At 48.1% G+C, this 23,798-nt stretch carries 21 protein-coding genes; 10 read left to right on the top strand and 11 right to left on the bottom strand.

All coding sequences use genetic code 11. From position 1 onward, the window contains the following. The first annotated feature begins 55 nt into the window (after positions 1-55). From BUB37_RS06480 to BUB37_RS06465, 4 genes are all read left to right on the top strand, one after another. A complete protein-coding gene (locus tag BUB37_RS06480; RefSeq protein WP_072990592.1) occupies positions 56-355 on the top strand; it encodes a hypothetical protein in 300 nt (99 codons plus the stop codon). Positions 356-515: 160 nt separating this feature from the next. After that, positions 516-1,736 carry a sulfite oxidase gene (locus BUB37_RS06475; protein ID WP_072990589.1) on the top strand — a complete coding sequence of 407 codons (1,221 nt, stop codon included), beginning with the start codon at positions 516-518 and terminating at the stop codon, positions 1,734-1,736. Further along, complete coding sequence (locus BUB37_RS06470) at positions 1,737-2,225, top strand: monoheme cytochrome C (RefSeq protein ID WP_072990586.1); 489 nt, start codon at positions 1,737-1,739, stop codon at positions 2,223-2,225. It abuts the gene before it with no gap. Between the two features lie 39 nt (positions 2,226-2,264). After that, positions 2,265-3,149 (top strand): sterol desaturase family protein, encoded by an 885-nt coding sequence (locus BUB37_RS06465; RefSeq protein WP_072990583.1) that lies wholly within the window; start codon positions 2,265-2,267, stop codon positions 3,147-3,149. A gap of 55 nt (positions 3,150-3,204) precedes the next feature. On the opposite strand, the gene BUB37_RS06460 is transcribed toward BUB37_RS06465, so the two are convergent. The 7 genes from BUB37_RS06460 to BUB37_RS06430 all read right to left on the bottom strand — a co-directional run bounded on the left by BUB37_RS06460 (position 3,205) and on the right by BUB37_RS06430 (position 10,807). Next, a complete protein-coding gene (locus BUB37_RS06460) occupies positions 3,205-5,424 on the bottom strand; it encodes a TonB-dependent receptor (RefSeq protein ID WP_072990580.1) in 2,220 nt (739 codons plus the stop codon). A gap of 481 nt (positions 5,425-5,905) precedes the next feature. Beyond that, on the bottom strand, positions 5,906-6,211 hold the full coding sequence (locus BUB37_RS06455; protein WP_072990576.1) for a DUF6787 family protein: 306 nt from the start codon (positions 6,209-6,211) through the stop codon (positions 5,906-5,908). A gap of 29 nt (positions 6,212-6,240) precedes the next feature. Further along, positions 6,241-6,699, bottom strand: a complete 459-nt coding sequence (locus tag BUB37_RS06450; protein WP_072990573.1) for a DUF6146 family protein — start codon at positions 6,697-6,699, stop codon at positions 6,241-6,243. Positions 6,700-6,804: 105 nt separating this feature from the next. After that, positions 6,805-7,425: a DUF937 domain-containing protein gene (locus BUB37_RS06445; protein ID WP_072990570.1), complete on the bottom strand. Its 621-nt coding sequence runs from the start codon at positions 7,423-7,425 to the stop codon at positions 6,805-6,807. A 142-nt stretch (positions 7,426-7,567) separates the two neighbouring features. Continuing rightward, the gene (locus BUB37_RS06440) at positions 7,568-8,518 is read right to left on the bottom strand and encodes a D-2-hydroxyacid dehydrogenase (RefSeq protein ID WP_072990567.1); all 951 of its coding nucleotides are present in this window, start codon (positions 8,516-8,518) and stop codon (positions 7,568-7,570) included. A 54-nt stretch (positions 8,519-8,572) separates the two neighbouring features. Then, the gene (serC, locus tag BUB37_RS06435) at positions 8,573-9,637 is read right to left on the bottom strand and encodes a 3-phosphoserine/phosphohydroxythreonine transaminase (protein WP_072990563.1); all 1,065 of its coding nucleotides are present in this window, start codon (positions 9,635-9,637) and stop codon (positions 8,573-8,575) included. A 129-nt stretch (positions 9,638-9,766) separates the two neighbouring features. Continuing rightward, positions 9,767-10,807: an acyl-CoA reductase gene (locus BUB37_RS06430; protein WP_072990560.1), complete on the bottom strand. Its 1,041-nt coding sequence runs from the start codon at positions 10,805-10,807 to the stop codon at positions 9,767-9,769. Positions 10,808-10,920: 113 nt separating this feature from the next. Between BUB37_RS06430 and BUB37_RS06425 the strand changes: the two genes are divergently transcribed. Beyond that, the gene (locus BUB37_RS06425; RefSeq protein WP_072990557.1) at positions 10,921-11,274 is read left to right on the top strand and encodes a 4Fe-4S dicluster domain-containing protein; all 354 of its coding nucleotides are present in this window, start codon (positions 10,921-10,923) and stop codon (positions 11,272-11,274) included. A gap of 79 nt (positions 11,275-11,353) precedes the next feature. Here the strand turns inward: BUB37_RS06425 and BUB37_RS06420 are convergent, their stop codons facing one another. Further along, positions 11,354-14,029 (bottom strand): TonB-dependent receptor, encoded by a 2,676-nt coding sequence (locus tag BUB37_RS06420; protein WP_072990555.1) that lies wholly within the window; start codon positions 14,027-14,029, stop codon positions 11,354-11,356. Positions 14,030-14,152: 123 nt separating this feature from the next. Between BUB37_RS06420 and ychF the strand changes: the two genes are divergently transcribed. Then, complete coding sequence (ychF, locus tag BUB37_RS06415) at positions 14,153-15,247, top strand: redox-regulated ATPase YchF (protein ID WP_072990552.1); 1,095 nt, start codon at positions 14,153-14,155, stop codon at positions 15,245-15,247. An 18-nt stretch (positions 15,248-15,265) separates the two neighbouring features. Here the strand turns inward: ychF and BUB37_RS06410 are convergent, their stop codons facing one another. Continuing rightward, positions 15,266-15,559 (bottom strand): chaperone modulator CbpM, encoded by a 294-nt coding sequence (locus BUB37_RS06410; protein ID WP_072990549.1) that lies wholly within the window; start codon positions 15,557-15,559, stop codon positions 15,266-15,268. A gap of 2 nt (positions 15,560-15,561) precedes the next feature. Then, positions 15,562-16,473 carry a DnaJ C-terminal domain-containing protein gene (locus BUB37_RS06405; RefSeq protein WP_072990546.1) on the bottom strand — a complete coding sequence of 304 codons (912 nt, stop codon included), beginning with the start codon at positions 16,471-16,473 and terminating at the stop codon, positions 15,562-15,564. Positions 16,474-16,763: 290 nt separating this feature from the next. Between BUB37_RS06405 and BUB37_RS06400 the strand changes: the two genes are divergently transcribed. The 4 genes from BUB37_RS06400 to BUB37_RS06385 all read left to right on the top strand — a co-directional run bounded on the left by BUB37_RS06400 (position 16,764) and on the right by BUB37_RS06385 (position 22,896). Beyond that, positions 16,764-18,626 (top strand): DNA topoisomerase IV subunit B, encoded by a 1,863-nt coding sequence (locus BUB37_RS06400; protein WP_072990543.1) that lies wholly within the window; start codon positions 16,764-16,766, stop codon positions 18,624-18,626. 25 nt (positions 18,627-18,651) lie between these two features. Beyond that, positions 18,652-21,399: a DNA gyrase/topoisomerase IV subunit A gene (locus BUB37_RS06395; RefSeq protein WP_072990540.1), complete on the top strand. Its 2,748-nt coding sequence runs from the start codon at positions 18,652-18,654 to the stop codon at positions 21,397-21,399. Between the two features lie 4 nt (positions 21,400-21,403). Continuing rightward, a complete protein-coding gene (gene mscL / locus BUB37_RS06390; protein ID WP_072992586.1) occupies positions 21,404-21,835 on the top strand; it encodes a large conductance mechanosensitive channel protein MscL in 432 nt (143 codons plus the stop codon). A gap of 104 nt (positions 21,836-21,939) precedes the next feature. Next, on the top strand, positions 21,940-22,896 hold the full coding sequence (locus BUB37_RS06385) for a sterol desaturase family protein (RefSeq protein WP_072990538.1): 957 nt from the start codon (positions 21,940-21,942) through the stop codon (positions 22,894-22,896). An 86-nt stretch (positions 22,897-22,982) separates the two neighbouring features. Here BUB37_RS06385 and BUB37_RS06380 read toward each other — a convergent pair whose 3' ends face one another. Further along, positions 22,983-23,792, bottom strand: a complete 810-nt coding sequence (locus BUB37_RS06380) for a TerC family protein (protein ID WP_072990535.1) — start codon at positions 23,790-23,792, stop codon at positions 22,983-22,985. Positions 23,793-23,798: the final 6 nt, after the last annotated feature.

The raw sequence follows: 23,798 nt of genomic DNA, 5'->3' as shown, positions 1-23,798 counted from the left end.
GGGATACTTTGGCACTTTTATTGCTTGGGTATAGGCGTAACTTTAAACACTGATCATGTCACAATCAAAAGACAATAAGTATAAAAAGCTCTTTTTGGGACTTCTTTTCGATGCGATAGGAATGCTTTCGTTTGCCATACCCTTGATCGGGGATTTTTCCGATATCGTTTGGGCGCCCTTGGCGGCCTGGCTGATGACGCGAATGTACAAGGGGAACATAGGAAAGGGGGCGGGAATCGTTACGTTTTTGGAAGAAATAATTCCCGGACTCGATGTGATACCGACCTTTACCATAATGTGGTTGTATACCTATGTATTTAAAAAATCGACACAGAAAACGACAATCGAGGTGTAGTTGCCTGGTAGTCAATTTTAAAGGGGGAGGCGTCTTGATTTAGGGCGCCTTTCCTTTTGGAGGGCCTTTGTTTTTTATTGTTAAATAGGTGTAATTTGGTATCCAAGGTTACTTACGAAAACTTCGATTATTTATAACTTTACCTTCTAATGATTTTTTTATGCAGCGAAGAAAGTTTATCAAAGGGGCTACTTTGGCATCCTTTGCAGGAGTTATTGGGGCCGAAATTGTTTACGGTTTAAAAATGCCCTCGGGCTATGTGCCCCTGGCGCTTCAAGAGCCGGATCCCTTTAAGATGTTCGACAAAAACACCGAAATGGTCGTGTTGAACGACAAACCCTGGAACATGGAGGCCAGGGCCCATCTTTTGGATGACAAGGTTACCCCCAACGAAGCTATCTTTATCCGGAACAACGGTCTTGTTCCCGAAGGGATAGATGCGGCAAATTGGACGCTTACCATCGATGGGGAGTCCGTAAGGCAGGAGAAAACCTATACGCTCGAAGAGCTTAAGAGCAAATTCAAGCACCATACCTATCAATTGACCTTGGAGTGCGGGGGTAACGGAAGAAGTGAGTTCGACCCTCCGGCAAAGGGGAACCAATGGACCGTCGGGGCCGTCTATTGCGCGGAATGGACGGGCGTTCGCCTACGCGATGTATTGGAAGATGTGGGAATTAAGGACGATGCGGTGTATTTTGGTTACCATGCCGCGGATATTCATTTGAGTCGCGATCCTAAAAAAGAGCCGATATCAAGAGGGGCGCCCATGGCCAAGGCCATGCAGGACGAAACCCTATTGGCCTTTAAAATGAACGGCAAGGACATACCCTTGGTACACGGTTATCCCCTGCGGGTTATCGCCGGTGGCTGGCCTGCCTCGGTTTCCGGAAAATGGTTGCAGCGTATCAGCATTAGAAATATAGTGCACGACGGTACCAAAATGACCGGAAGCGCATATCGGGTACCTTGCAAACCCGTTGCACCCGGGGAAAAAGTGGCCGATGAAGATATGTGCATCATCGAATCCATGCCCGTAAAATCGTTGATAACCTACCCCAAATCGGGGGCTACCCTTGCTAAGGGCAAAAAGTTGGCGATCAGGGGGCATGCCTGGGCCGGGGAACTGGAAGTGGCCAAAATGGAATATTCCATAGACTTTGGGGCTACATGGAAGACCTGCAAGCTCGAAAAACCCGTTAACCGGCTGGCGTGGCAGCATTTCTCGGCCGAGGTCGATTTTCCTCAGGAAGGTTACTATGAGGTTTGGGCCAAGGCCACCGACTCCAAGGGCGTTTCGCAACCCATGTTATTGCCCGGATGGAACCCCAAGGGATATTTGAACAATGCTTGTCATAGAATAGCCGTAAAGATTGTGTAAATGAAAGACCAAGATCACGATAAATTAAAAAAAGGTTTTCAGGGGGTCTATCGGATTTTGATTCTGGCCTGTGTTGTAGTGGCGCTTTTTTCGGTGGCGATGGTGTATTTGTTGGGTAATCCCGACCTATCGCTCTTTCAGGGGTCCAAACCTGATACGGAAGTGGTTGCCGTTGGGGCCGATGACGACGACTTTGACAAGGTCGAGAACGGTATCCATGTACGTACCGGTTTTATCGATGCGCCGGGAATGATGGAAACCGTTCAAAATTGTACCAACTGCCATTCGGCCAAGCTGGTGATGCAAAACCGTATGAACAAGGAACGCTGGAAGGCTACCATTAAATGGATGCAAGAAACCCAAAACCTATGGGACCTGGGTAAAAACGAAGATATCATCATCGACTATTTGGTGACCAATTACCCGCCCAAAAAGAAGGGTAGAAGGGAAGCCTTGACGAATATTGAATGGTACGAGCTTAAGGATTGACGAACATTTTCGACCAATTTGCCCTAAATCAATTAGGTTGTGGAAAAATACATGGATTCTTTTTTAAGGGCTATTGAGGGAACCGCCAGTTGGACGTGGAAATCCATAATCTTTGAGGTGCCATGGTATACCAATTACTTTTGGGGTATCGTTGTGCTGTCCGTTGCGGTGTGGCTATTGGAGATCCTGTTTCCCTGGCGCAAGGACCAAGCGGTTTTCAGAAAGGATTTTTGGTTGGATGCCTTCTATATCTTTTTTAATTTCTTCATATTTGCTATAGTTATTAGTGGTTTTTATAAACTGCTCGAAACATTGTTTTTGGATGTAGGTATTTCAATGGATGGTTTAGCGATTGTCGATTTGACCTCCTTACCGTCTTGGGCGCAATTGCTCATCTTCTTTCTGGTCTTGGATTTTGTGCAGTGGTTTACCCATGTACTTCTCCACCGCTACGAGTTTCTGTGGCAATTTCATAAGATCCATCACAGTGTAAAGGAAATGGGGTTTGCGGCGCATATGCGCTACCATTGGATGGAGAATGTGCTCTACAAGCCGCTAAAGACCTTTGGGGTGATGATACTTGGAGGCTTTGAGCCTGAGCAGGCCTATATCGTTCATTTTTCGGCAATTGCCATTGGCCATTTGAACCATGCCAATATTAAAATTACCTGGGGGCCGTTAAAGTATCTTTTGAACAATTCGGTCATGCACCTGTACCATCATGCCTATGCCTTGCCCGAAAACCATCGCTATGGGGTCAATTTCGGTATCAGCCTGAGCTTGTGGGACTATTTGTTCAAAACGGACTTTATTCCTGAGGATAGCGGAAAAGTGCCTTTGGGCTTTGAAGGGGACGATGAAGTGCCCAAACATTTTTGGGGACAGCTCCTGTACGGTTTCCGAAAACACAGGTCTAAGAAATAGGGAACAAAAAAAAACGGGCACTTTGGGTGTCCGTTTTTTTGTATTGCAGGCAGGTTTAAAAGGGTACGCTGATCCCTAGGTTGATATTTCTTCCGATATTGGATATACCGTCGGTTTTCAACCGCGATAAGTGTGAAACGTAATCGGTATTCAGGATGTTGTTGCCACTTATCCTAACATCGACCTTTTGATTGAACAGGGGGAGTTGCGCCCCAAGTCCCAAATTAAGCAGGGCATATCCGTCGGTCTCGGTTTCGAAGGTGCTGATGTTGCCTTGTTTGAAGACCGATTTTAGGGTGATATAGGCGTAGCTGGATTCGAACCATCTGCTCGGTTCGGAAAACTCGGTACGCAACGTGTTGGTCCAGCTGTTTGCCGGAATAAGGGGAAGGTAGGAGTCATCGTCCAATTTTCCCGTTACGGTCTCAAAGCTACTTTCGAGGTGCAGCCAATCCAAGGGGTGGGGGTGGATGTGCAACCCTATTTCCCCACCGTACAATTTGGCGTCGTCTTGCTGGTAGGCAAAGACCGCATCGCTTTCTATGGTTTCTCCGTTGGGTTCGATAAAGATATAGTCGTTTACGCGATTGTAGAAACCATTTACAAATATTTCAATGTGTTCGTTCTTGTATTCCAAAGACAGGTCGGTCTGTACGTTCTGTTCGTTTCTCAGGTCGCCGTTCCCGATTTCGTAACGGTTGGTGCCCTCGTGCACGCCGTTTGAGGTCAGCTCGGCCAAGTTGGGGGCGCGAAAGCCCGAAGCGAGGTTGAGCCGTCCGGTAATTCGATGCAGGAGCTCCCACTTGTAGCCCAACGCGGCATTAAAGCTGTTAAAGTCCCGGTCCAGGGCTTCGATATAACCTTCTTCCCCGACTTCCCCGTGTTCCTTGCCTTCGATCGATCTTCTGTCGTAACGCAGGCCGAGTTGCAAATCGCTATTGTTTTGAAAATGCAGGTGCGAAGTGCCGAAAATACCGAAATCGGACGTAGTGGCGTCGGGAATCAACAATTCCTCACCATAGTTGTTATTGGTTTGGTGCATGCCTTGTACGCCAACGATACTCTCCAGGCCGCCCCATTTGGGCAAGTGGTACTGCAGGTTGTAATTGAACGTTTCCAGGTCCATGTCGAGGGCGGCCCCTTCTTCGCCCTCCTCGAATTCCTTGCGGTTGTTAAAGGTGTAGCCCAAAATGGCCTCGAGGCTTGTACGTCCGAAGAAAAGGTTGGTCTTTGAACTGAGGATGTGGTTGTTGATTTCTTGGTAGGGCGATTCGGGGGAACGCTCGTTGGTGCGTTCGCCCAGCTCTTCGGGTATGCCCAGTTCGAGATTGTTGTAGTTGTAGCGCAGATCCGTTTTGAATTTTACGGTCTGGTAGCCTATGCCGGCCTTGAGGTCGTATTCGCCGAACCGCGAATTGGTAACGCTCACATCGTCTCCGGTATGGTAGTCGGTATGACTGGCCACGCTTCCCCTTACCAAATATTTGAATTTCTCGCCTGAAGATTTTATACCCGCATTGGCGGCTAATCCATTGGTGTTGGAAAAGTAATTGAGGTTTACGTCGCCCTCTGTTTCTCCTGCTATGGCGAATTTTTCCGGGTTCAGGTAGAGTACCCCGCCCAGGGCATCGGAACCGTATAATAGCGAGGCTGGGCCTTTGATGATCTCGATGCTTTCAATTCCCGCATCGCTCACCCCTAGGCCGTGCTCGTCGCCAAACTGTTGGTTCTCTAGTCGGACCCCTTGGGTGTACACCAAAACACGATTGGCGCTAAGCCCCCTGATGACCGGTTTTCCAATTCCAAGGCCGGTGGAGAGGCTTTCGACGCCGGGCACGTTGGTGATCCCGTCCGATAGGGTGATGGCACCCTTGGCTTTAAGGTCGGTCACATCGGCGCGTTCGACTTTCATGACGTTTTCCCGTTGTAGCTTGTGAAAGGGGGTTGAGACGATTACCTCTTCCATCTCAATGGCGCTTGGTAAGAGTTCGATGTTCAGGAAATTTTTTCCTTGGGCTATGGAAATGGTTTTTGAATAGGTGGTATAGCCTATGTAGCTGGCTACGATCTTGTAGCTTCCACTAGGCAGTCCGCTCATCGTAAACTTGCCGTCATCGTCCGAAACAGCACCTTTTTCAAGTTGGGGAAAATAGATTTGGACCATTGGTAAGGCTTCGTTCCTGTCGCTGCTTGTAATGGTTCCTTCCAGTGTGTTTTGGGCTTGCCCATAGGTAAATAGCATTGTAAAAAGCAATGCGGTATAGATGCATTTCATATAATATATTGATTAAAGTATAACTTTTTATAAATACGTTTAAATCGCTATAAATATGAAATATAAGGAGGTCCTCTTAATACAAATTGAAGTTTTTGGTACTTGTTTAAAAAGAAGTAGAAATTAAAGTCCGATCGCGCTATGGTCGGAGGTAGGAGTTTTGTATAGGAAAAAAGGGCGGCTAAGACTTGTGGTGATAATTGAAACTTTTGAAAATCGCAATCCAATTGCGCTTCGTGTATATGGAGCGCATTGGTCTGGTCACAATCCAATCGCTGGTGTTCATAGAGGGCGTGACCCAATTTGGTAAGTGATGGTGCCCATATGCACAGTGCCACCAAGACACAAATAAAAGAAACCAGTACACTGTGTTGCCTCCGCATGCCTCAAAAATACTTAATTTTTAAGAATAGTAAAGCTTTGTGGGGTTCGGTCAAACTTAAAAAGTGCGGTAAGGGTTGGGGGTGGGCTCGGGAAACGATCATTCCTTGAACAAAAAGCCCAGGCCGATGCGGTGCAGCATCTTTTTTTCGAAGTTCCAGAAAAAACGGAATTGACCAAAAAGCCAGCCAAAACATACGAGGAGCACTTGGTATAGGGGAAAAATCAATAGAATTCTTATGGTCCAATACAGCCAAGCGGAGGTGGTCTCCCTATCCAAGCCGATCAATTCGGTTACCGGTTGTGCCAATTGGGCCGCGGTTGAGCCTGTTACCGCAAAGACGATTAAAATGACCACAATTTGATAGTTGGAATCGAGCCCCCAACGTTTTTTCAGTTTTTCCATAGATCCCTTAATAGGGCAAATATAGGTAATCAAATTCTCGGGACAAAGGGCCCAAGGCGTTGATTGTATTTGCGCTGGAAATAGATGAAATAGTTGTAAAGTTTATAGTTGACCTCGTAACCATAGTCGATGTTCGGGTCGTAGTTGATTTGGAACTCGTATAAGTTGGGGTCGTAGCGCTGCGGCTGCAGTACCCTTTGGTTGTAATTGATTACGTAGATCTGGTTTCTGTTTTCCAAAAATGATTGCGAGTAGTAGCCCCTTGGTTTGGCAACGCTTTGCAACCAAAAGTTGAAACCGGGCTCTATAATGATGATTTCGTATTCCGTACTGTCGCTGGCGATCTTTACCGTGTCGCCTACTTGTTGGCTAAAGGCCTGTTTTTCCTCGTCGGTGATACGCACCGTTTCCTTGGTTCCCGAGCAGCTGGCGATGGACAGCAAAAGAAAAACCGCGCAGACGGAAAGGGCCAAACATATCTTTTTCATAGTACCTTGTTTTTTTGTGTAGAATAGAGCAAATTTCGTACCATATAAGATACAAAAAAGCCGCTTGAATCTACAAGCGGCCTTTGTTGGATATGTTTTTGTGTCTTATTTGCCAAAAAGTCCGCCTAGAAGACCTCCGATGCCACCTTTTTTGCCTCCAAGGGCCATGGATGCAACGTCGTCGAGGATGCTTCCGTCGCCGTCGGAATCCAAAAACGATTCGATAAGCGATTGTTCTTGGTTGCCTCCCATAAGGCTTCCCAGCAGGTTGCCGATGCCATTGGAATCGCTAATGTTCTGTTGTTGGGTCTGTTTACCCAAGAAGCCCAACAAGATAGGGGCGGCCATTTTAAGTATGGAGCTGACCGAGCCGGCATCCATTCCCGATTTGGCGCTCAGGGCAGATTCTACTTGGGCTTGCTTGCCGCCAAGTACGTGGCCAAGGATGCCTGCGCCATCGTTCATGACGGATTCGTCCACACCACCGTTAAAGAGTCCTCCCAAGTTATCCAAGATGCTGCCGTCGTGTTTGCTCGACAAGGCGTTCATCAAGCCTTGTGCCCCCTCGGGCGTAGCGGCGTTCTTTTTCATTGCCCCCATAAGTACGGGCAAGGCCATGCTCAATACGCTGCCGGTTTGGTCGGTCGACTGGCCGGTTTGGGAAGCTGCCCCGCTGATCAATTGTTGGCCCATAGGGCTGCTGAGTAAGTCTAATAATCCTGACATGTGTTTAGTATTTTATAATTAATGTTGGTCCCCAATGTACAAAAAAGATTGACGAGCCTTGGGGAAATGGCGCAAAAACTCGCCTGATTAACAGGTGTAGGGCCATTTACCAGTGCCAAAAAGCCTGTGTTTAACGCTTTTTCTATTTGAGCAGACTGATAATTTGTTCCGCCAGTTCGATGCCGATGCGATCTTGGGCTTCCGTGGTGGCCGCCCCGATATGCGGTGTAAGCGAAATGTTCGGGTGCATGAGTATCTTTATTTCCGGCTTGGGTTCCGATTCGAAGACATCGAGGCCCGCAAAACCGACCTTTCCCTTTTCCAAGGCTTCGACCAGGGCTACCTCGTCCATAACGCCTCCGCGTGCCGCGTTCACTATCCCTACGCCGTCTTTCATCTGTTCAAATTCCTTTTTGCCGATGACGTACTCCTTTTGGGCGGGAACGTGCAGGGTTATGAAGTCGGCGGAAGAAATCACTTCGTCCTTGGTCTGTGATTTTAGGTCGAAGCTTACCGACTGTCCGTCGTAAAAATCGACCTCCACCTGGGCCTCCTTCAAAAACGGGTCGAAGAAAACAACCTTCATTCCCGTACCGAGGGCAATTTTTGCGGTTGCCCTGCCGATGCGGCCGAAACCGATGATGCCTAGGGTCTTGCCGCGCAACTCAGTGCCCTTGGCGTAGCTTTTTTTCAGTTCCTTGAACCTACTGTCGCCTTCGAGGGGCATATTGCGGTTGGCATCGTACAGAAAGCGCACCCCTCCGAACAAATGCGCGAAAACCAATTCGGCTACCGATCCCGAGGAGGCGGCTGGGGTGTTGATTACGTGTAGGCCTTTTTTCTTGGCGTATTCGACGTCGATATTGTCCATGCCCACTCCGCCACGTCCGATAAGTTTGAGGTCGGGGCAGGCGTCTATCAGCTCTTTTCGTACCTTGGTGGCGCTGCGCACCAAAAGACCGTCAATGCTGTTTTCGTTGATGAAATTCACAAGCTGCTGTTGGGCCACGGTCGTGGTCAGCACCTCAAAACCTGATTTTTCAAGTAGGTCGATGCCCGATTGGGCTATTCCGTCGTTCGCTAGAATTTTCATTGCGATCTAGTTGTTTTGATTAATCTGCCAGTTGTTGTTGGATGCGTGCCGGTCTTATCCCTTTCGTTCGAGTTCGCTCATGACATCTACCAAGACCCCGACACTTTCGAGGCTCAGGGCATTGTACATGGAGGCGCGGTAACCGCCCACCGACCTATGGCCGTTTATTCCGTTGATACCGGCTTCCTTTACCATGGTGTCAAAGGTGTCTTTCAGCTTTTCGTCGACAAGGTTAAAGGTGGCGTTCATGGTCGAACGGTCTTCTTTGTTGGCGAAACCTTTGAACATGGGATTCAGGTCAATTTCGGAGTACACCAACTGCGCCTTCTTCTCGTTGATTTCCTCGATTGCCGAAATTCCGCCCAGGTTTTTCAGCCACTCCAGGGTAAGCATCGAGGTGTATACCGCAAAGACCGGTGGTGTGTTGAACATACTGTCTTTTGAGATATGCACTTGATAGTCGAGCATGGAAGGGATCTGTCGGGAAACTTTACCTAGGATGTCTTCTTTGATAACGACCAGTGTGGCTCCGGCAGGGCCCATATTTTTTTGGGCACCGGCATATATTAAATCGAATTGGGAGAAATCCAACTGTCTTGAAAAAATGTCGGAGCTCATGTCGCAGACCAAGGGGGCGTCCGTTTTGGGGAACTGCTTGATCTGGGTTCCGAAAATGGTGTTGTTCGAGGTTAGGTGTAGGTAATCCAGGCCTTCGGGAACGGTGTAGTCTTTTGGAACGTAATTGAAGTTTCCGTCCTTCGAGGAGCCTACCTCTACGACCTCCCCGAAAAATTGGGCTTCCTTGATCGCCTTTGAACTCCAGGTGCCGGTATTCAAATAACCCGCCTTTGTCTCAAGCAGGTTGTATGCGGTCATCAAAAACTGCGTGCTTGCACCTCCCTGTAGGAACAGGGCTTGGTACCCTTTGTTCTCCAGTCCCAACAATTCAAGGGCAAGGCTCCGGGCCTTTTCCATTACTTCCACAAAATCTTTGCTCCGGTGTGAGATCTCGATAAGTGAAAGCCCCGAACCGTTAAAGTCCATTACCGCCTCAGAGGCTTTTAAGAGTACTTCTTGGGGCAATACACAAGGGCCTGCACTGAAATTATGTTTTTTCATAGGGTCTATTTAAGATTGTTTTGCCGGATTTTTCACAGGCAAGGGCCAAAAAACGATCCGGTTTGGATTAGGAGGTTAAAGGTCTTGAATTATATGCGATTTAGAACCATCGAACACCAAAAAAAACAGCTAGGTTTTTAACAGGAAATCAACAGTGTCGATATCATCGGCATAATCCGGGAGCGAGGGTTTTTGGGTTTTTCCGAAGCCGGTCTCCGTCGGATAAAAACCTTCTGAAACGATACATTGCAGTTGTTCCCTTTCGTTTTCGAGCCGGTTTTTCAATTCGGCGGTGCTGTCGTAACGTTCGTAAAATAAGGAGGCAATGGGGGAGGCGTAGCCTTGGTCTTCCTTAAGGATCAAAAAGCCGTTGTCCAATATGTTGAAGTCCGACATCAGATAAACCGCCTTGTTGTAGTCGTAGTTGTTGGCGTATTTCTTGTGGTCGATTATATCGGCATAGGCATAAAGGGACTTAAACAAGAGGTCGAAATCATAGTCTTTGGGGACAAATACCTTTGAAACGCTCCGGCATCCCAGGCCGTAGTACCTGAAAATATCCTCTCCAAGGGCCTTTAATTGCGCCTCGGACTCGTTCCCTGTCAAAACCGCGACCGAATTCCGGTTCTTTCTGATGATGTTGGGGCCTTTGCCAAAATAGTGCTCGAAATAACGCGAGGTGTTGTTGCTCCCAGTGGCTATAACGGCATCAAAATTTTGCAATCTTTCCTTTTCGAAGCGAATTTTTGGTTCAAGTGATGCTTCAATATGTATCAGGTATTCCCCTATAAAGGATAACAGTACATCGTCATTTGAGGAAAGTTTGACCAAGGCCCGGTTACCGGTGATCAGCACCGATAAAAAATCGTGGAAACCCACCAAGGGAATATTTCCTGCGAGGATCAAGGCCACCGTTTTGGGTCGGTTTTGGTTTAAATCATATTCGCCGAGCCATGCTGAAAGTTGCTCTTCGGTTAAAAGTTCTCCCCAGTTTTGAAGGGCGTGCAGAACATTTTCCGATGTAAACCAGCCATTCTTGTGTTTGGCAAGTGCTACGGCCTCGTCCAATTTCTTTGACCAGGGGTCGACGGATTGTTGTAAATTGCAATAATCACGTAAAAAACCGCCAAGTTTAACGAAAGCAATAAATGTTTTGTGATGGTCGTTCATATTATTTGCGATAAATAGGTCTACAATGTACCTTTGTATTCAAATTGATTGCAAAAGTAAGCATACTGCGCTAAAGAGAGGTATGCGGAAATTAACCCGTAGAAGAAGAAAATATGGCTATAGTTATAACCGATGAATGTATCAATTGTGGGGCCTGTGAGCCGGAATGCCCGAATACCGCAATTTATGAAGGGGCCGATGAGTGGCGATATTCCGATGGTACATCGTTGGAAGGAGACGTTGTCTTGCCTAGCGGAAAGGCCGTCAATGCCGATGAGCCGCAAGAGCCCATTAGCGATGAAATCTATTATATTTCACCTGACAAGTGTACCGAATGTATGGGCTTTCACGAAGAACCGCAATGTGCGGCCGTTTGTCCCGTTGACTGTTGTATACCGGATGAGGACCACGTTGAGAGCGAGGAAACCTTATTGGCCAAGCAGGCCTTTATGCACCCTGAGGGATAAAGGGGTAAAACAAATAGGTAAGGATAGGATAGAAAAAAAACCGGACTTCTCGTCCGGTTTTTCTTTTATAAGTGCTTTTTTAGAATGTAAAGCCGAGGCGGGCGTAGTAATACGCGCCCCCGAAGCCCATTTGTACCGCATCCCAGTAACCCCCGCCTTCGACCCAGTCGTCTTGCTGGTCGGGGTATTCGTTGAAGATGTTGTTGGCCCCAATGTTCAGTTTGAGGCTTTCCGACAATTGATAGCCCAACACTATGTCCGTTACGATTTTCGGGTTGTAGCTATCGGTGGCTGCAGCCACTTTGTTGGCGAAGCTGCCGTAATCCGCCGTAGGTTCCAGCATTTGAAAATCCAAAAGCGCTATACTGCTAAATCGGGTAAAGGCCAACCCTGAATCAAATTTGTTTTTGGCGTAGTTCAGGTTCAGTGAAAGCTTGCTTTCGGGGGCCGAGGCCAATAAAAAGGCTTTGTCCCTTTCCCCGAAAAAGGTTTCGGCGTCTAAATTGCCGTTGTGTACGTCGGTAATATCCATCTTGTTAAGGTTGCCGGTAAAGGTGGCGGACAGGCGGCCGTCATCGATGTTCTTTTTCCAGGCAAGGATAATGTCGAGACCCGTCGTTTCGGTATCTACCCCGTTGACAAAGAACTGTGCCGCGGAAACACCGGGGGTGTCGGTCTCAAAATTCCCCGTCAATACGATCCTGTCCTTGATATGGATGTAGTATCCGTCGATGGTCGTCGTAAAATTGCCAAAGGTGCCGGTAAAGCCCAGCCCGGCATTCACCGCTTTTTCCTCGTTGAGCTGATCGATGCCGAAGGAGGCGGTTACGGGACTGTTGTTCGGGCTGAGCAGTTGGTCTATGGCGTCGCCACCGATAAAATTGGTAAACCGCAAATTGTAATAGATCTGTGCCAAGGAGGGGGCCCTAAAACCTGTACTTACCGACCCCCTGATGTTGATGTTGTCGGAGGCCTTGAGCCGGGCTGCCAGTTTACCGTTTAGGGTCTCCCCGAAATCACTGTAGTTTTCAAATCGCGCGGCGGCACTCAACAGGAAGGCTTCCGAAATATCGAGTTCGCCATCGGCATAGAGTGAAAAGTTGCTTCGGCTGCGGTCTACTTCGTTCGAGGGACCATATCCGGGAAAGCCCTGGGACCCGCCAGGCCTGGGAACCTCCTCGCCGTCAATGAGAACCGTAGGTTGCGATTGGGTCGATGGATCGGTAATCAAGAGGCCGTTTTCATCAAAGGTGCCGTACGATCCGGGTTCCCCGGCAAAAATGACAAAGTTTTCCGTGCGATATTCGGCACCGAAGGCCAGGTTCATTCCCTCGAGTACGTCATCGTAGTATTTGGAAAAGTCCAAGTTTACCGTGTTCTGGCTCAGGCTGTGGCCCCCGGCGTCAAAATCGGTCGGGGAGGCTTCTTCCAACGAGGCGTTCAAGGTGCCCTTGATGAAATAGTGAAAGAAGTTCTTTCCGTAGGTATTGCTAATGTCTACCTTCCAGCCGCTGTCCATTTCCGTGCGAAATCCGGCAGAGATGGAATTGTCGATGATGTTCGAGGTGATCCTCGGGTTGAATCCATCCGGATAAATGGAAGTCACCACACGTTCGCCCCCGTTCCTTGTAAAGGCATAGGCATCGGTATCCCTGTAGTTTCGGCCCCCAAAGGCATAGATTTCGGCTTTGTCGGTAATGGGGTAGGCGGCATTGACCATAAGGTTAAAGCCCTCGACGGCCGCTTCGCCGAAGCCCCTTCTAAAATCGAATCCCGGTCTCAGGGTTTTGTTCTTGTTGATGTATTCGGTAGTGAAATTTACGTAACCTGTTTCTCCCAGGCCGATACCGTAGTTGATGGCCGCCTTTACCGACCCGCCGTCAAAATTTTGGTCGTCGCCGATCTGGTTACCGTCTTTATCGGTGTCCAGACGGTAGCCGTCGGTATTGGGGGTACCTTCGGGAAAATCGCCTTGGGCGTTCGTGCTATAGGCACCATAGCTAAGGGTTCCGGTCACCCCGTCGGTTTTGTCCTTTAAGACGATGTTGATTACCCCGGCAATGGCATCGGAACCGTACTGGGCGGCCGCCCCATCGCGCAAGATTTCGATTCTTTTGATGGCGGCCACCGGTATGGTATTCAGGTCGGTACCCGTATTGCCCCGCCCTTTGGTGCCGAAAATATTGATCAGCGACGATTGGTGCCGCCTTTTTCCATTGATGAGCACCAGGGTTTGGTCGGGACCAAGGCCGCGTAGGGTGGCAGGGGTAATATGGTCGGCCCCGTCGGAACCGGACTGCTTATTGGCATTGAAGGAGGGGGCGGCATACTGCAAAAGTTCGTTCACCTCTAGTTTGCCGCTCTGGGTAGCCACCTCTGCAATGTCGATCACATCGACGGGTACGGCGGTGTCGGTAGAGGTGCGTTTTGGGCTTCTGGAGCCTACCAGCATCACTTCGTCCAGTAGAACACCTTCGGATAGGGTGACGTCGATCGTGCCCTGCCCGGTCGTGTTCACTTCCTGGGTGTTGAAACCAATGTAACTAAAAACAAGAACGGCGCCTGCGGCAACATCAATGGAGTAGTTGCCGTCAAAGTCGGTGACCGTCCCGTTGGTGGTACCTTTTTCCAAAATGTTCACCCCGGGCAAAGGTTCGCCCGAGCCGTCCCTGACCGTTCCACTTACGGTGGTTTGGGAGTAGGTAAAAGAATAACTGACCAGTAAAAGAAAGGTCAAAACGAATTTTGTTTTCATAATAATGGGTTTAGGGTTCGTAGTCTAAGGTAATACTATTCATGTTAAATTTAACATTGGGGATTTAAAAACTTATAAATGCTATCTTTGCGCCCAAATTGAAAAAGTCTCTAATATTTTATTATGAAAGCAGGTATCGTAGGATTGCCCAATGTTGGAAAATCAACACTCTTTAATTGTCTTTCCAATGCCAAGGCGCAAAGTGCCAATTTTCCCTTTTGTACGATCGAGCCGAACATCGGTGTAGTGAACGTACCCGACCCGAGGTTGCAAAAATTGGAGGAAATAGTGAAGCCTGAGAGGGTCTTGCCTGCCACGGTTGAAATCGTCGATATTGCGGGGCTTGTAAAAGGAGCCAGCAAGGGGGAGGGGCTCGGCAACCAGTTTTTGGGCAATATTAGGGAAACCGATGCCATTTTGCACGTATTGCGCTGCTTTGACAACGACAATATCGTGCACGTAGACGGAAGTGTCGATCCGATCAGGGACAAGGAGACCATCGATATGGAGCTGCAGCTCAAGGATTTGGAGACCGTCGAGAAAAAGCTCGACAAGGTCAAAAGGGCGGCAAAGACAGGTAACAAGGAGGCCCAAAAGGAGGAAGCGGTGTTGCTGGCCGTTAAGGATGCCTTGGAAGCCGGTAAATCCGTTAGGTCGGTGTCCGTAGCAAAGGAAGATCGGCTCGAATACATCAAGCCCTTGCAGTTTATTACCGACAAACCCGTAATGTACGTGTGCAATGTGGACGAAGGTGCCGCGGCAACGGGCAATGCATATGTCGATAGGGTCAAGGCGGCGGTGGCCGATGAAAATGCGGAGGTTATCGTACTGGCCGTCGGGACCGAGGCCGATATTACCGAACTGGAAACCTATGAAGAACGTCAAATGTTCTTGGAAGACCTGGGGCTGAACGAACCCGGATCGGCCAAATTGATCCGCGGGGCCTATCGCTTATTGAATCTGGAAACCTATTTTACCGCAGGGGTAAAGGAGGTTCGGGCATGGACCATTCCCGTAGGGGCCACGGCCCCCCAAGCGGCCGGTGTCATACATACCGACTTTGAGAAGGGCTTTATCCGCGCCGAGGTCATTTCTTATGACGACTACGTTGCCTACGGCAGTGAGGCCAAGGTGAAGGAGGCGGGGAAAATGCGGGTCGAGGGAAAGGAGTATATCGTCAAGGATGGCGATGTAATGCATTTCCGCTTCAACGTGTAGTGCCTGGGTAGGCACCCCTTACTTTTCGTAAATAGCCAGCCTGTTCCGCAGTAGGCGAAGCTCGCTCTCCATTTCGCGCAGCCGCGACAACATGTGGTTCAGGGCATCGATGCCCTCCAAATTGATCCCCAGCTCGTGGTGCAGGCGGTCTATTCGTTCGATTTCATTGATGTCGTCACTTGAGATATAAGTCTCGGTTTCTATTTTTTTATATTCGATGAGCCCGTATTCGTGCAATGAATCGATAAACGAGTCGCTGATCTTCGTTTGCTCGCAGTAATGCTTGACCAAAATATAGTTTTCCTGTTCCATAATTACCTTAGTTTTGCTAGCTGCGCGAAAAGTTCCTTTTCCTTGGCCGTTAAGTTCTTGGGGAGTTTTACCTTGTAGGTGATGTAGAGGTCGCCAAACTGCCCGTCTTTCTTGTATTTGGGCATGCCTTTTCCACTTAGTTTGATCTTGTCGTTGTTTTGGGTTTCGGGCTTGACCTTCAATTTTACCTTTCCGTTAAGGGTGTCCAGCTGCAAGTCGCCGCCCAAGATGGCTTTGTACAGATCGATTTCCTCGATTTTGTAAAGGTCGTCGCCCACGCGTTGAAACGGGGTGTTGTTCACGATTTCAAAAGTGATGTAAAGATCTCCTTTCGGGCCTCCGTTCATCCCTTCACCGCCATATCCGGCAATTTTTATGGTCTGCCCGTCTTCCACACCTGCGGGAATGGTGATCCGTATTTTCTTGTCGCCGAGGTCTATGGTCTGTTTTTGGCTGGTCAATATGTCCGTCAAATGCAATCTTAACGTTGCGTTATAGTCCTGTCCCTTAAACTGATAGGCGCTTCTGCCTCTACCTCTGCTAAAACCTGAGGAAGCTCCGCCGAACATCGATTCGAAAAAATCGGAGAACTCGCTTTCGGTATAGCCACCACCACCCGAATGCGATCGGCCACCGGTAAAGCCACCGGATGATTTTCGACGTTTTTGCGCTTCTTCAAAGGCCTCGGCGTGCTCCCAGTCCTTTCCATACTTATCGTACTTTTTTCTTTTTTCGGGATCGCTCAATACTTCGTGGGCTTCATTGATCCGTTGAAACTTGCGTTGTGCGTCCTTGTCGTCGGGATTTAGGTCTGGGTGGTATTTTCTGGCCAACTTTCGGTATGCCTTCTTTATTTCGGCCTCCGAAGCGTTCTTTCCGACTTCCAGAATTTTGTAGTAATCTATAAACTCCATGCAGACTGGTTCTTTTTTTGTCTAAATTCTAAGAGGTATTTAGGCTAAATTCTATTCAAAGATCTTTGTTTTTTTTGTTATGGCATACAAAATGGCCGATAAATTACACCAAAAAGTTAACGTGTTGAGACTTAGATCTGTTGAAAAAAATCGAAGGGCCTAACCCGTTGAACCATAGGTATATCAACAAAAACGCGGAATTAATTGTTAATTACTTTAGCGGATAGGGGTTTTATCTTTTTAAATGTCGTATTATCTTTAGCGTTACTATACATTTCAAACCCCATTCTATGTCCGCTAATTCTCAATATACCGAAGAAAATATCCGCTCATTGGATTGGAAGGAACATATCAGGCTAAGGCCGGGTATGTACATAGGTAAATTGGGTGACGGTTCCTCGGCCGACGACGGTATCTATATCCTTCTGAAGGAAACGATCGACAACTGTATCGACGAGTTCGTAATGGGTGCCGGTAAGACCATTGAGATATCGGTGCAGGGCGAACGTGTCATTGTACGCGATTACGGTCGCGGTATTCCGTTGGGAAAGGTGGTGGATGTGGTTTCGAAAATGAATACCGGAGGCAAGTACGATTCGCGCGCCTTTAAGAAATCGGTAGGTCTGAACGGGGTAGGTACAAAGGCGGTGAACGCCCTTTCGAGCTACTTTCGGGTTGAGAGTACCCGTGACGGAAAATCAAAATCGGCCGAGTTTAAGACCGGCGAGCTGGTCAACGAGGAGTTTCTTGAGGAGACTACGCGCAGGCGTGGGACCAAGGTAACCTTCATACCCGACGAGACTATCTTTAAAAAGTATAAGTTTCGCCATGAGTATATCGAGCGAATGCTCAAAAACTATGTGTATCTCAACCCGGGCCTGACCATAATCTTCAATGGGGAAAAATTCCACTCCGATAACGGGTTGAAGGACCTGCTGGAGGACAACAACAATGCCGAAGACCTGCTGTATCCGGTCATCCATTTGAAAGGGGAGGATATCGAAGTGGCCCTGACCCACAGTAAGACCCAATACAGCGAAGAGTACCATTCTTTCGTGAACGGCCAGCACACCACCCAAGGAGGGACGCACCAAGCGGCATTTAGGGAGGCGGTGGTCAAAACCGTCCGCGATTTCTACGGTAAGAACTACGATGCCTCCGATATTAGAAAGTCGATAATTTCGGCCATATCGATCAAGGTAATGGAACCGGTCTTTGAGAGCCAGACCAAGACCAAGCTGGGCTCTACCGAAATGGGAGGGGATTTCCCTACGGTACGTACCTATATCAACGATTTTATCGGAAAGCACCTCGATAATTACCTGCACAAAAACCCTGAAACGGCCGATAAGCTCCAGCGTAAGATAATTATGGCCGAAAAGGAGCGAAAGGAATTGTCGGGTATTCGCAAGTTGGCGCGCGATCGGGCCAAAAAGGCCAGTCTGCACAACAAAAAACTGCGCGATTGCAGGGTGCACCTGGGCGACATGAAGAACGACCGGCGTTTGGAGAGCACCTTGTTCATTACCGAGGGGGATTCCGCTTCGGGATCGATCACAAAATCGAGGGATGTAAACACCCAGGCCGTTTTCAGCCTACGGGGAAAGCCCTTGAACTCCTACGGCATGAGCAAAAAGATCGTTTACGAGAACGAGGAGTTCAACTTGTTGCAGGCCGCCCTCAATATCGAGGAATCGATGGAGGACCTGCGCTACAACAATATTGTAATAGCCACGGATGCCGATGTGGACGGTATGCATATCCGCCTGCTCTTGATCACCTTCTTTTTGCAGTTTTTTCCCGAACTGATCAAAGAGGGGCATCTGTATATTTTGCAGACCCCGCTCTTTAGGGTACGCAACAAAAAGGAGACCATTTATTGCTATAGCGACGAGGAACGCCAAATGGCGATCAGAAAACTTTCGGGCAAACCTGAGATTACCCGCTTTAAGGGGTTGGGTGAAATTTCGCCCGATGAGTTCAAGCATTTTATCGGGGGGGATATCCGGTTGGAGCCCGTTATGTTGGACAAGGCCATGTCAATAGAGCAATTACTTAAGTTTTACATGGGGAAAAATACGCCCGACCGCCAGGAATTTATTATCGAGAACCTTAAAGTGGAAGTTGATTTAGTAGAGGAAAACCAATTATAAACCATAGAGATACGTATATTTCTGAATGGAAGAAAATGACGACTTGAACGAAACCAATGGCCAAAACCAGCCTGAAGAAGGGCAGGGTCATTCTGGAAATGGACAGGAACAGAACAATGGAGAAACATCGCAGTCCGACGATGGGGAACAGGCGCAGGACAGCGCCCTTACCCGGGTATCGGGAATGTACAAAGATTGGTTTCTTGATTATGCTTCGTACGTAATTCTTGAACGTGCCGTACCGGCTATCGAAGATGGCTTCAAGCCTGTTCAGCGGCGTATTATGCATTCCTTGAAGGATTTGGACGACGGCCGCTACAACAAGGTGGCCAACGTAGTGGGGCATACCATGCAGTACCACCCCCATGGCGACGCCAGTATTGCCGACGCCATGGTGCAAATTGGCCAGAAAGACCTGTTGATCGACACCCAGGGCAACTGGGGCAACATACTTACCGGCGATAGTGCGGCGGCGCCCCGATATATTGAGGCGCGACTTTCAAAATTTGCCCTGGAGGTGGTCTTTAGTCCGAAAATCACCGAATGGCAGTTGTCGTACGACGGCAGAAAGAAAGAGCCCGTCAACCTGCCGGTCAAATTTCCGTTGTTGCTGGCCCAAGGGGCCGAAGGTATCGCCGTGGGCCTTTCCACAAAAATATTGCCGCACAACTTTAACGAATTGATCGATGCCTCTATAAAGCATCTCGAGGGCAAGAGGTTCAAGTTGTTTCCCGACTTCCCTACGGCGGGCATCATCGATGTCACCAATTACAACGATGGTATGCGGGGCGGTAGGATCCGGGTCAGGGCCAAGATATCCCAGCATAGCAAATCTACATTGGTCATCACCGAGATACCTTATGGGACGAACACCTCTTCTTTGATCGATTCGATACTGAAGGCCAACGACAAGGGTAAGATCAAAATCAAAAAAATAGAGGACAATACGGCGGCCGAGGTCGAGATATTGGTTCATCTGCCTGCGGGCATCTCACCCGACAAGACCATCGATGCCCTTTACGCCTTTACCGCTTGCGAGACCTCCATTTCGCCTTTGGGTTGCATCATCGAAGACAATAAACCCTTGTTTATCGGGGTGACGGAAATGCTAAGGCGTTCGACCGACGCCACGGTCGATTTGCTCAGGCAAGAGCTCGAAATTCAATTGGGCGAACTCGAGGAGCAATGGCATTTTGCCTCATTGGAGCGCATCTTTATCGAAAACCGTATCTATAGGGATATCGAGGAAGAGGAAACCTGGGAAGGTGTGATCAAGGCCATTGACGAAGGACTTAAGCCGTTTACCAAACATTTGAAGAGGGCGGTAACGGAAGAGGATATCGTTCGCCTGACCGAAATCCGTATCAAGCGTATATCCAAGTTTGATTTGGACAAGGCCCAAGAGAATCTGGATAACCTTGAAAAAAAGATAGCCGAGGTACAGCATCATCTCGAGCATCTCGTGGAATACGCCATCGATTACTTTAAGGGCCTTAAGGAAAAATACGGTAAGGGCAGGGAAAGAAAATCGGAGATAAGGTTGTTCGAAGATATTGAGGCTACGAAAGTTGTGATACGTAATACGAAGCTTTACGTTAACCGTGAAGAGGGCTTCGTGGGTACTTCCCTGAAGCGCGATGAATATGTTACGGATTGTAGCGATATAGACGATATCATCGCCTTTACCAAAGACGGCAAGATGATGGTCTTTAAGGTCGACTCCAAAACCTTTGTGGGCAAGGGAATCATCTATGTGGCCGTTTTCAAGAAGAAGGATAAACGTACCATCTACAATATGATCTACAGGGATGGTAAGGGAGGGGCTACCTATATCAAACGCTTTAACGTTACCAGTGTCACGAGGGACAGGATGTACGATATCGGCCTGGGCAAGCCCGGCACCCTGGTCTACTATTTTTCGGGCAACCCGAACGGAGAGGCCGAAGTGGTGACCATTAACCTAAGACATGTGGGCAGTATCAAAAAACTGAAATGGGACGTCGATTTTGCCGATGTACGCATCAAGGGACGGGGCAGTAGGGGCAACATCGTAACCAAGTATTCGGTTAAAAGGGTAGACCTTAAGGAAAAGGGGCTTTCTACACTCAAGCCTCGAAAATTGTGGTTCGACGATGCCGTGCAGCGTTTGAACATTGATGGTAGGGGGGAGTTCCTGGGTGAATTTACCAGTGAGGACCGACTGCTTATCATTAACCAAAAGGGGCAGGTAAAGGCCGTAATACCCGAATTGACCCTCCATTTTGACGACGATATCGTCGTTTTGGAAAAGTGGGTGCCCGACAAGCCCATTTCCCTGATCTATTGGGAAGGGGAAAAAGAGCTTTACTATGTAAAACGGTTTTTGATAGAGAATCCCGATAAGGAAGAAAATATACTTACCGACCATCCCAAATCGCATCTAGAGACGGTTGCCACGGATTACAGGCCAAGGGTAGAGGTGGTTTTTGCCAAAAAAAGAGGGCAGGAACGAAAGGAGAATTGGGAGGTCAACCTCGAAGAATTTATTGCCGTTAAGGGCATTACGGCCATGGGCAACCAATTGACCAAGGAAAAAGTTCTTGAAATCAACAGATTGGAGCCCTTGCCCTACGAACCGCCCGAGGCACCCAAGGCCGAGGAAATGGAAGTGGTCGACGAACAAAGGGTCGAAGGGCCGTCGTCAAACGAAAAGAGCAAGGACGGGGAAACTTCGGGAAAGAATACGGCATTCGAAAATGGCGACGATGAGGGCCAACCTACCTTATTCGATTGAGAAAATGAAAAATTTTTACCAAGAATTCAAAAACTTTGCCATCAAGGGCAATATGATCGATATGGCCATCGGCATTATCATCGGTTCGGCCTTTAATAACGTTATCAATACATTGGTAAAAAAAGTGATTTTGCCGCCCCTATCCCTTCTTACGGCCGATGTCAATCTGTCCGATAGGAAATACGTGCTCAGGGAGGGCACTGGGGAAATGGGCGAGGTTGCCATTGGTTATGGCGAAATGTTCGAGGTTATGATCGATTTTTTTATCGTCGCATTTACTATCTTTATAGTGCTCAGGGGTATCAATCGGTTTAAATCCAAGGCTGAGGACCCCCACGACCAAGAGGTGGAAACGCCAAAAAACATTGAGCTTTTGTCCAACTTGGAACAACTGATGAAAGAGCAGAACGACTTGTTAAGGGCTTCACAAAAGTAAGGATATCTTCAATTATCGATTTTAATTATCGTATTATCGAGCTTATTATTAAACATATGGTTTACGAACTTTTAATATCATTATCTTAGCACAAACACTAATCTATGGAGTTTACGAATCCTCTGGTATACGGAGTCCCCTGTTTTATTGCCTTCATTTTACTGGAGTTGACATATAGCAAAACGCATGGTCACGACGACCTTTATGTTTGGAAAGACCTAATGGCCAGTGGCATCATGGGTATTGGGTCGGCCATTTTGGGGCCTTTGATCAAGGTTACCGTACTTATTGTGGTCTTTGAGTTTACCTATGAATTTTTTAACCCCGTAGTCGATGGGGTTCGAACCAATATTATGGGCTATAAGTCTTTCGGCTATGCTTGGTATGTCTGGTTGTTGTGCCAATTGGCAGACGATTTTACCTACTATTGGTTTCATCGGGCCAACCACGAAGTGCGTATTTTATGGGCGGCACATATCGTTCACCATTCCTCGGACAACTTTAACCTGGGTACCGCCGTTCGCAACGGTTGGTTTACCTTGCTGTACAAGCCTTTCTTTTACATGTGGATGCCGGCCATAGGGTTTCCGGTGGAAATGGTCGTCGTCTGCTTGGCCATCGAATCGTTTTGGCAATTCCAACTGCACTCATTGTACGTGCCCAAAATGGGTTGGATCGAAAAGATATTCAATACCCATACCATGCACCAGGTACACCATTCGCAGAATGTTGAATATTTGGACAAAAACCACGGCGGCTTCCTGAACATCTTCGATAAGATGTTCGGTACTTGGAAGGAACTGGACGATGATGTCGAGGTGAAATTCGGGGTCATACACGCGCCGAATTCCTATAACCCCATAGTTATATTGACCCACGAGTTCAAGGATATCTGGGCCGATGTAAAGAAGGCCAAAAAATTTAGCCATAAACTGATGTATATATTCGGGCCTCCGGGATGGAGCCACGACGGAAGTACCATGACGGTCAAGCAACAGCAGCGCTTGTTCAAGGAAGAAAAAATGAGAAACCCCGAAGCGGTCTTTAGCAGGCCTAATTAGGTGGGGCGTTTAAGATAAGTAGAAGTAAAAAGAGCAATCCCCGGACTTGAAAGTGCGGGGATTGTTTTTTATATATGGATTATCCTTTAATTGACTTCCTTGATTTCAGAGCGGGTGTTTTTCTTCATCCGTAAATCCAAGAACTCGACCAATAGGGAGAAGGCGATCGAAAAGTACAGGTAGCCCTTCGGTATGGTGCCGACCTCGTTACCAAAGACGATCAGGTGTCCGATGTGCGCCGCCTCGGCAATCAGCATAAAGCCGATCAGTATCAAAAACGAAAGTCCCAGTATTTGAATGGAAGGGTGCTTGTTCACGAATTCCCCGACCGGGTTGGCAAAGAGCATCATAATGACGACCGATATCACTACGGCGACGATCATTAAGATCAAGGCGTCGTTCGGGTCGGGCGAAATGCCGTTCGTCATCCCGATGGCGGTCAATATCGAATCGAAGGAAAATACAATATTGATCAAGGTGATCTGTATAATCGCCTTGGTCAGGGTCGTGGCTTGTCCCTTTCTAACCTCGGCCTCGTCGTGGCCCCGGTGTTCTACCTTTTCGTGTATTTCACGCGTGCTTTTGTAAAGTAGGAACAGGCCTCCTGCAAAAAGAATAAGGGCCTGGCCGCTGATACCGCCCGAAATCCAGCTGCTTTCAAAGACCCAAAAGGGTTTTTTCATGGCGGTAAGCAAGGTAATACCGAAGAGAAGGACGATCCGCATGACCATGGCCAGTACCAGTCCGATATTCGTGGCTTTTTTTCGTTGTTTCGGGTCGAGCTTGCCCGCCGCAATGGAAATAAAGATAATATTGTCTATACCTAAGACAATTTCTAAAAAAGTAAGGGTGAGTAGGGCTATCCAAGCATCGGGGCTTGTGAATATTTCAAACATACTTAT

Origin of the sequence: Pseudozobellia thermophila, from assembly GCF_900141855.1 — a bacterium.
GTDB classification, from domain to species: domain Bacteria; phylum Bacteroidota; class Bacteroidia; order Flavobacteriales; family Flavobacteriaceae; genus Pseudozobellia; species Pseudozobellia thermophila.
This window is presented reverse-complemented; position numbering and strand designations above follow the sequence as displayed.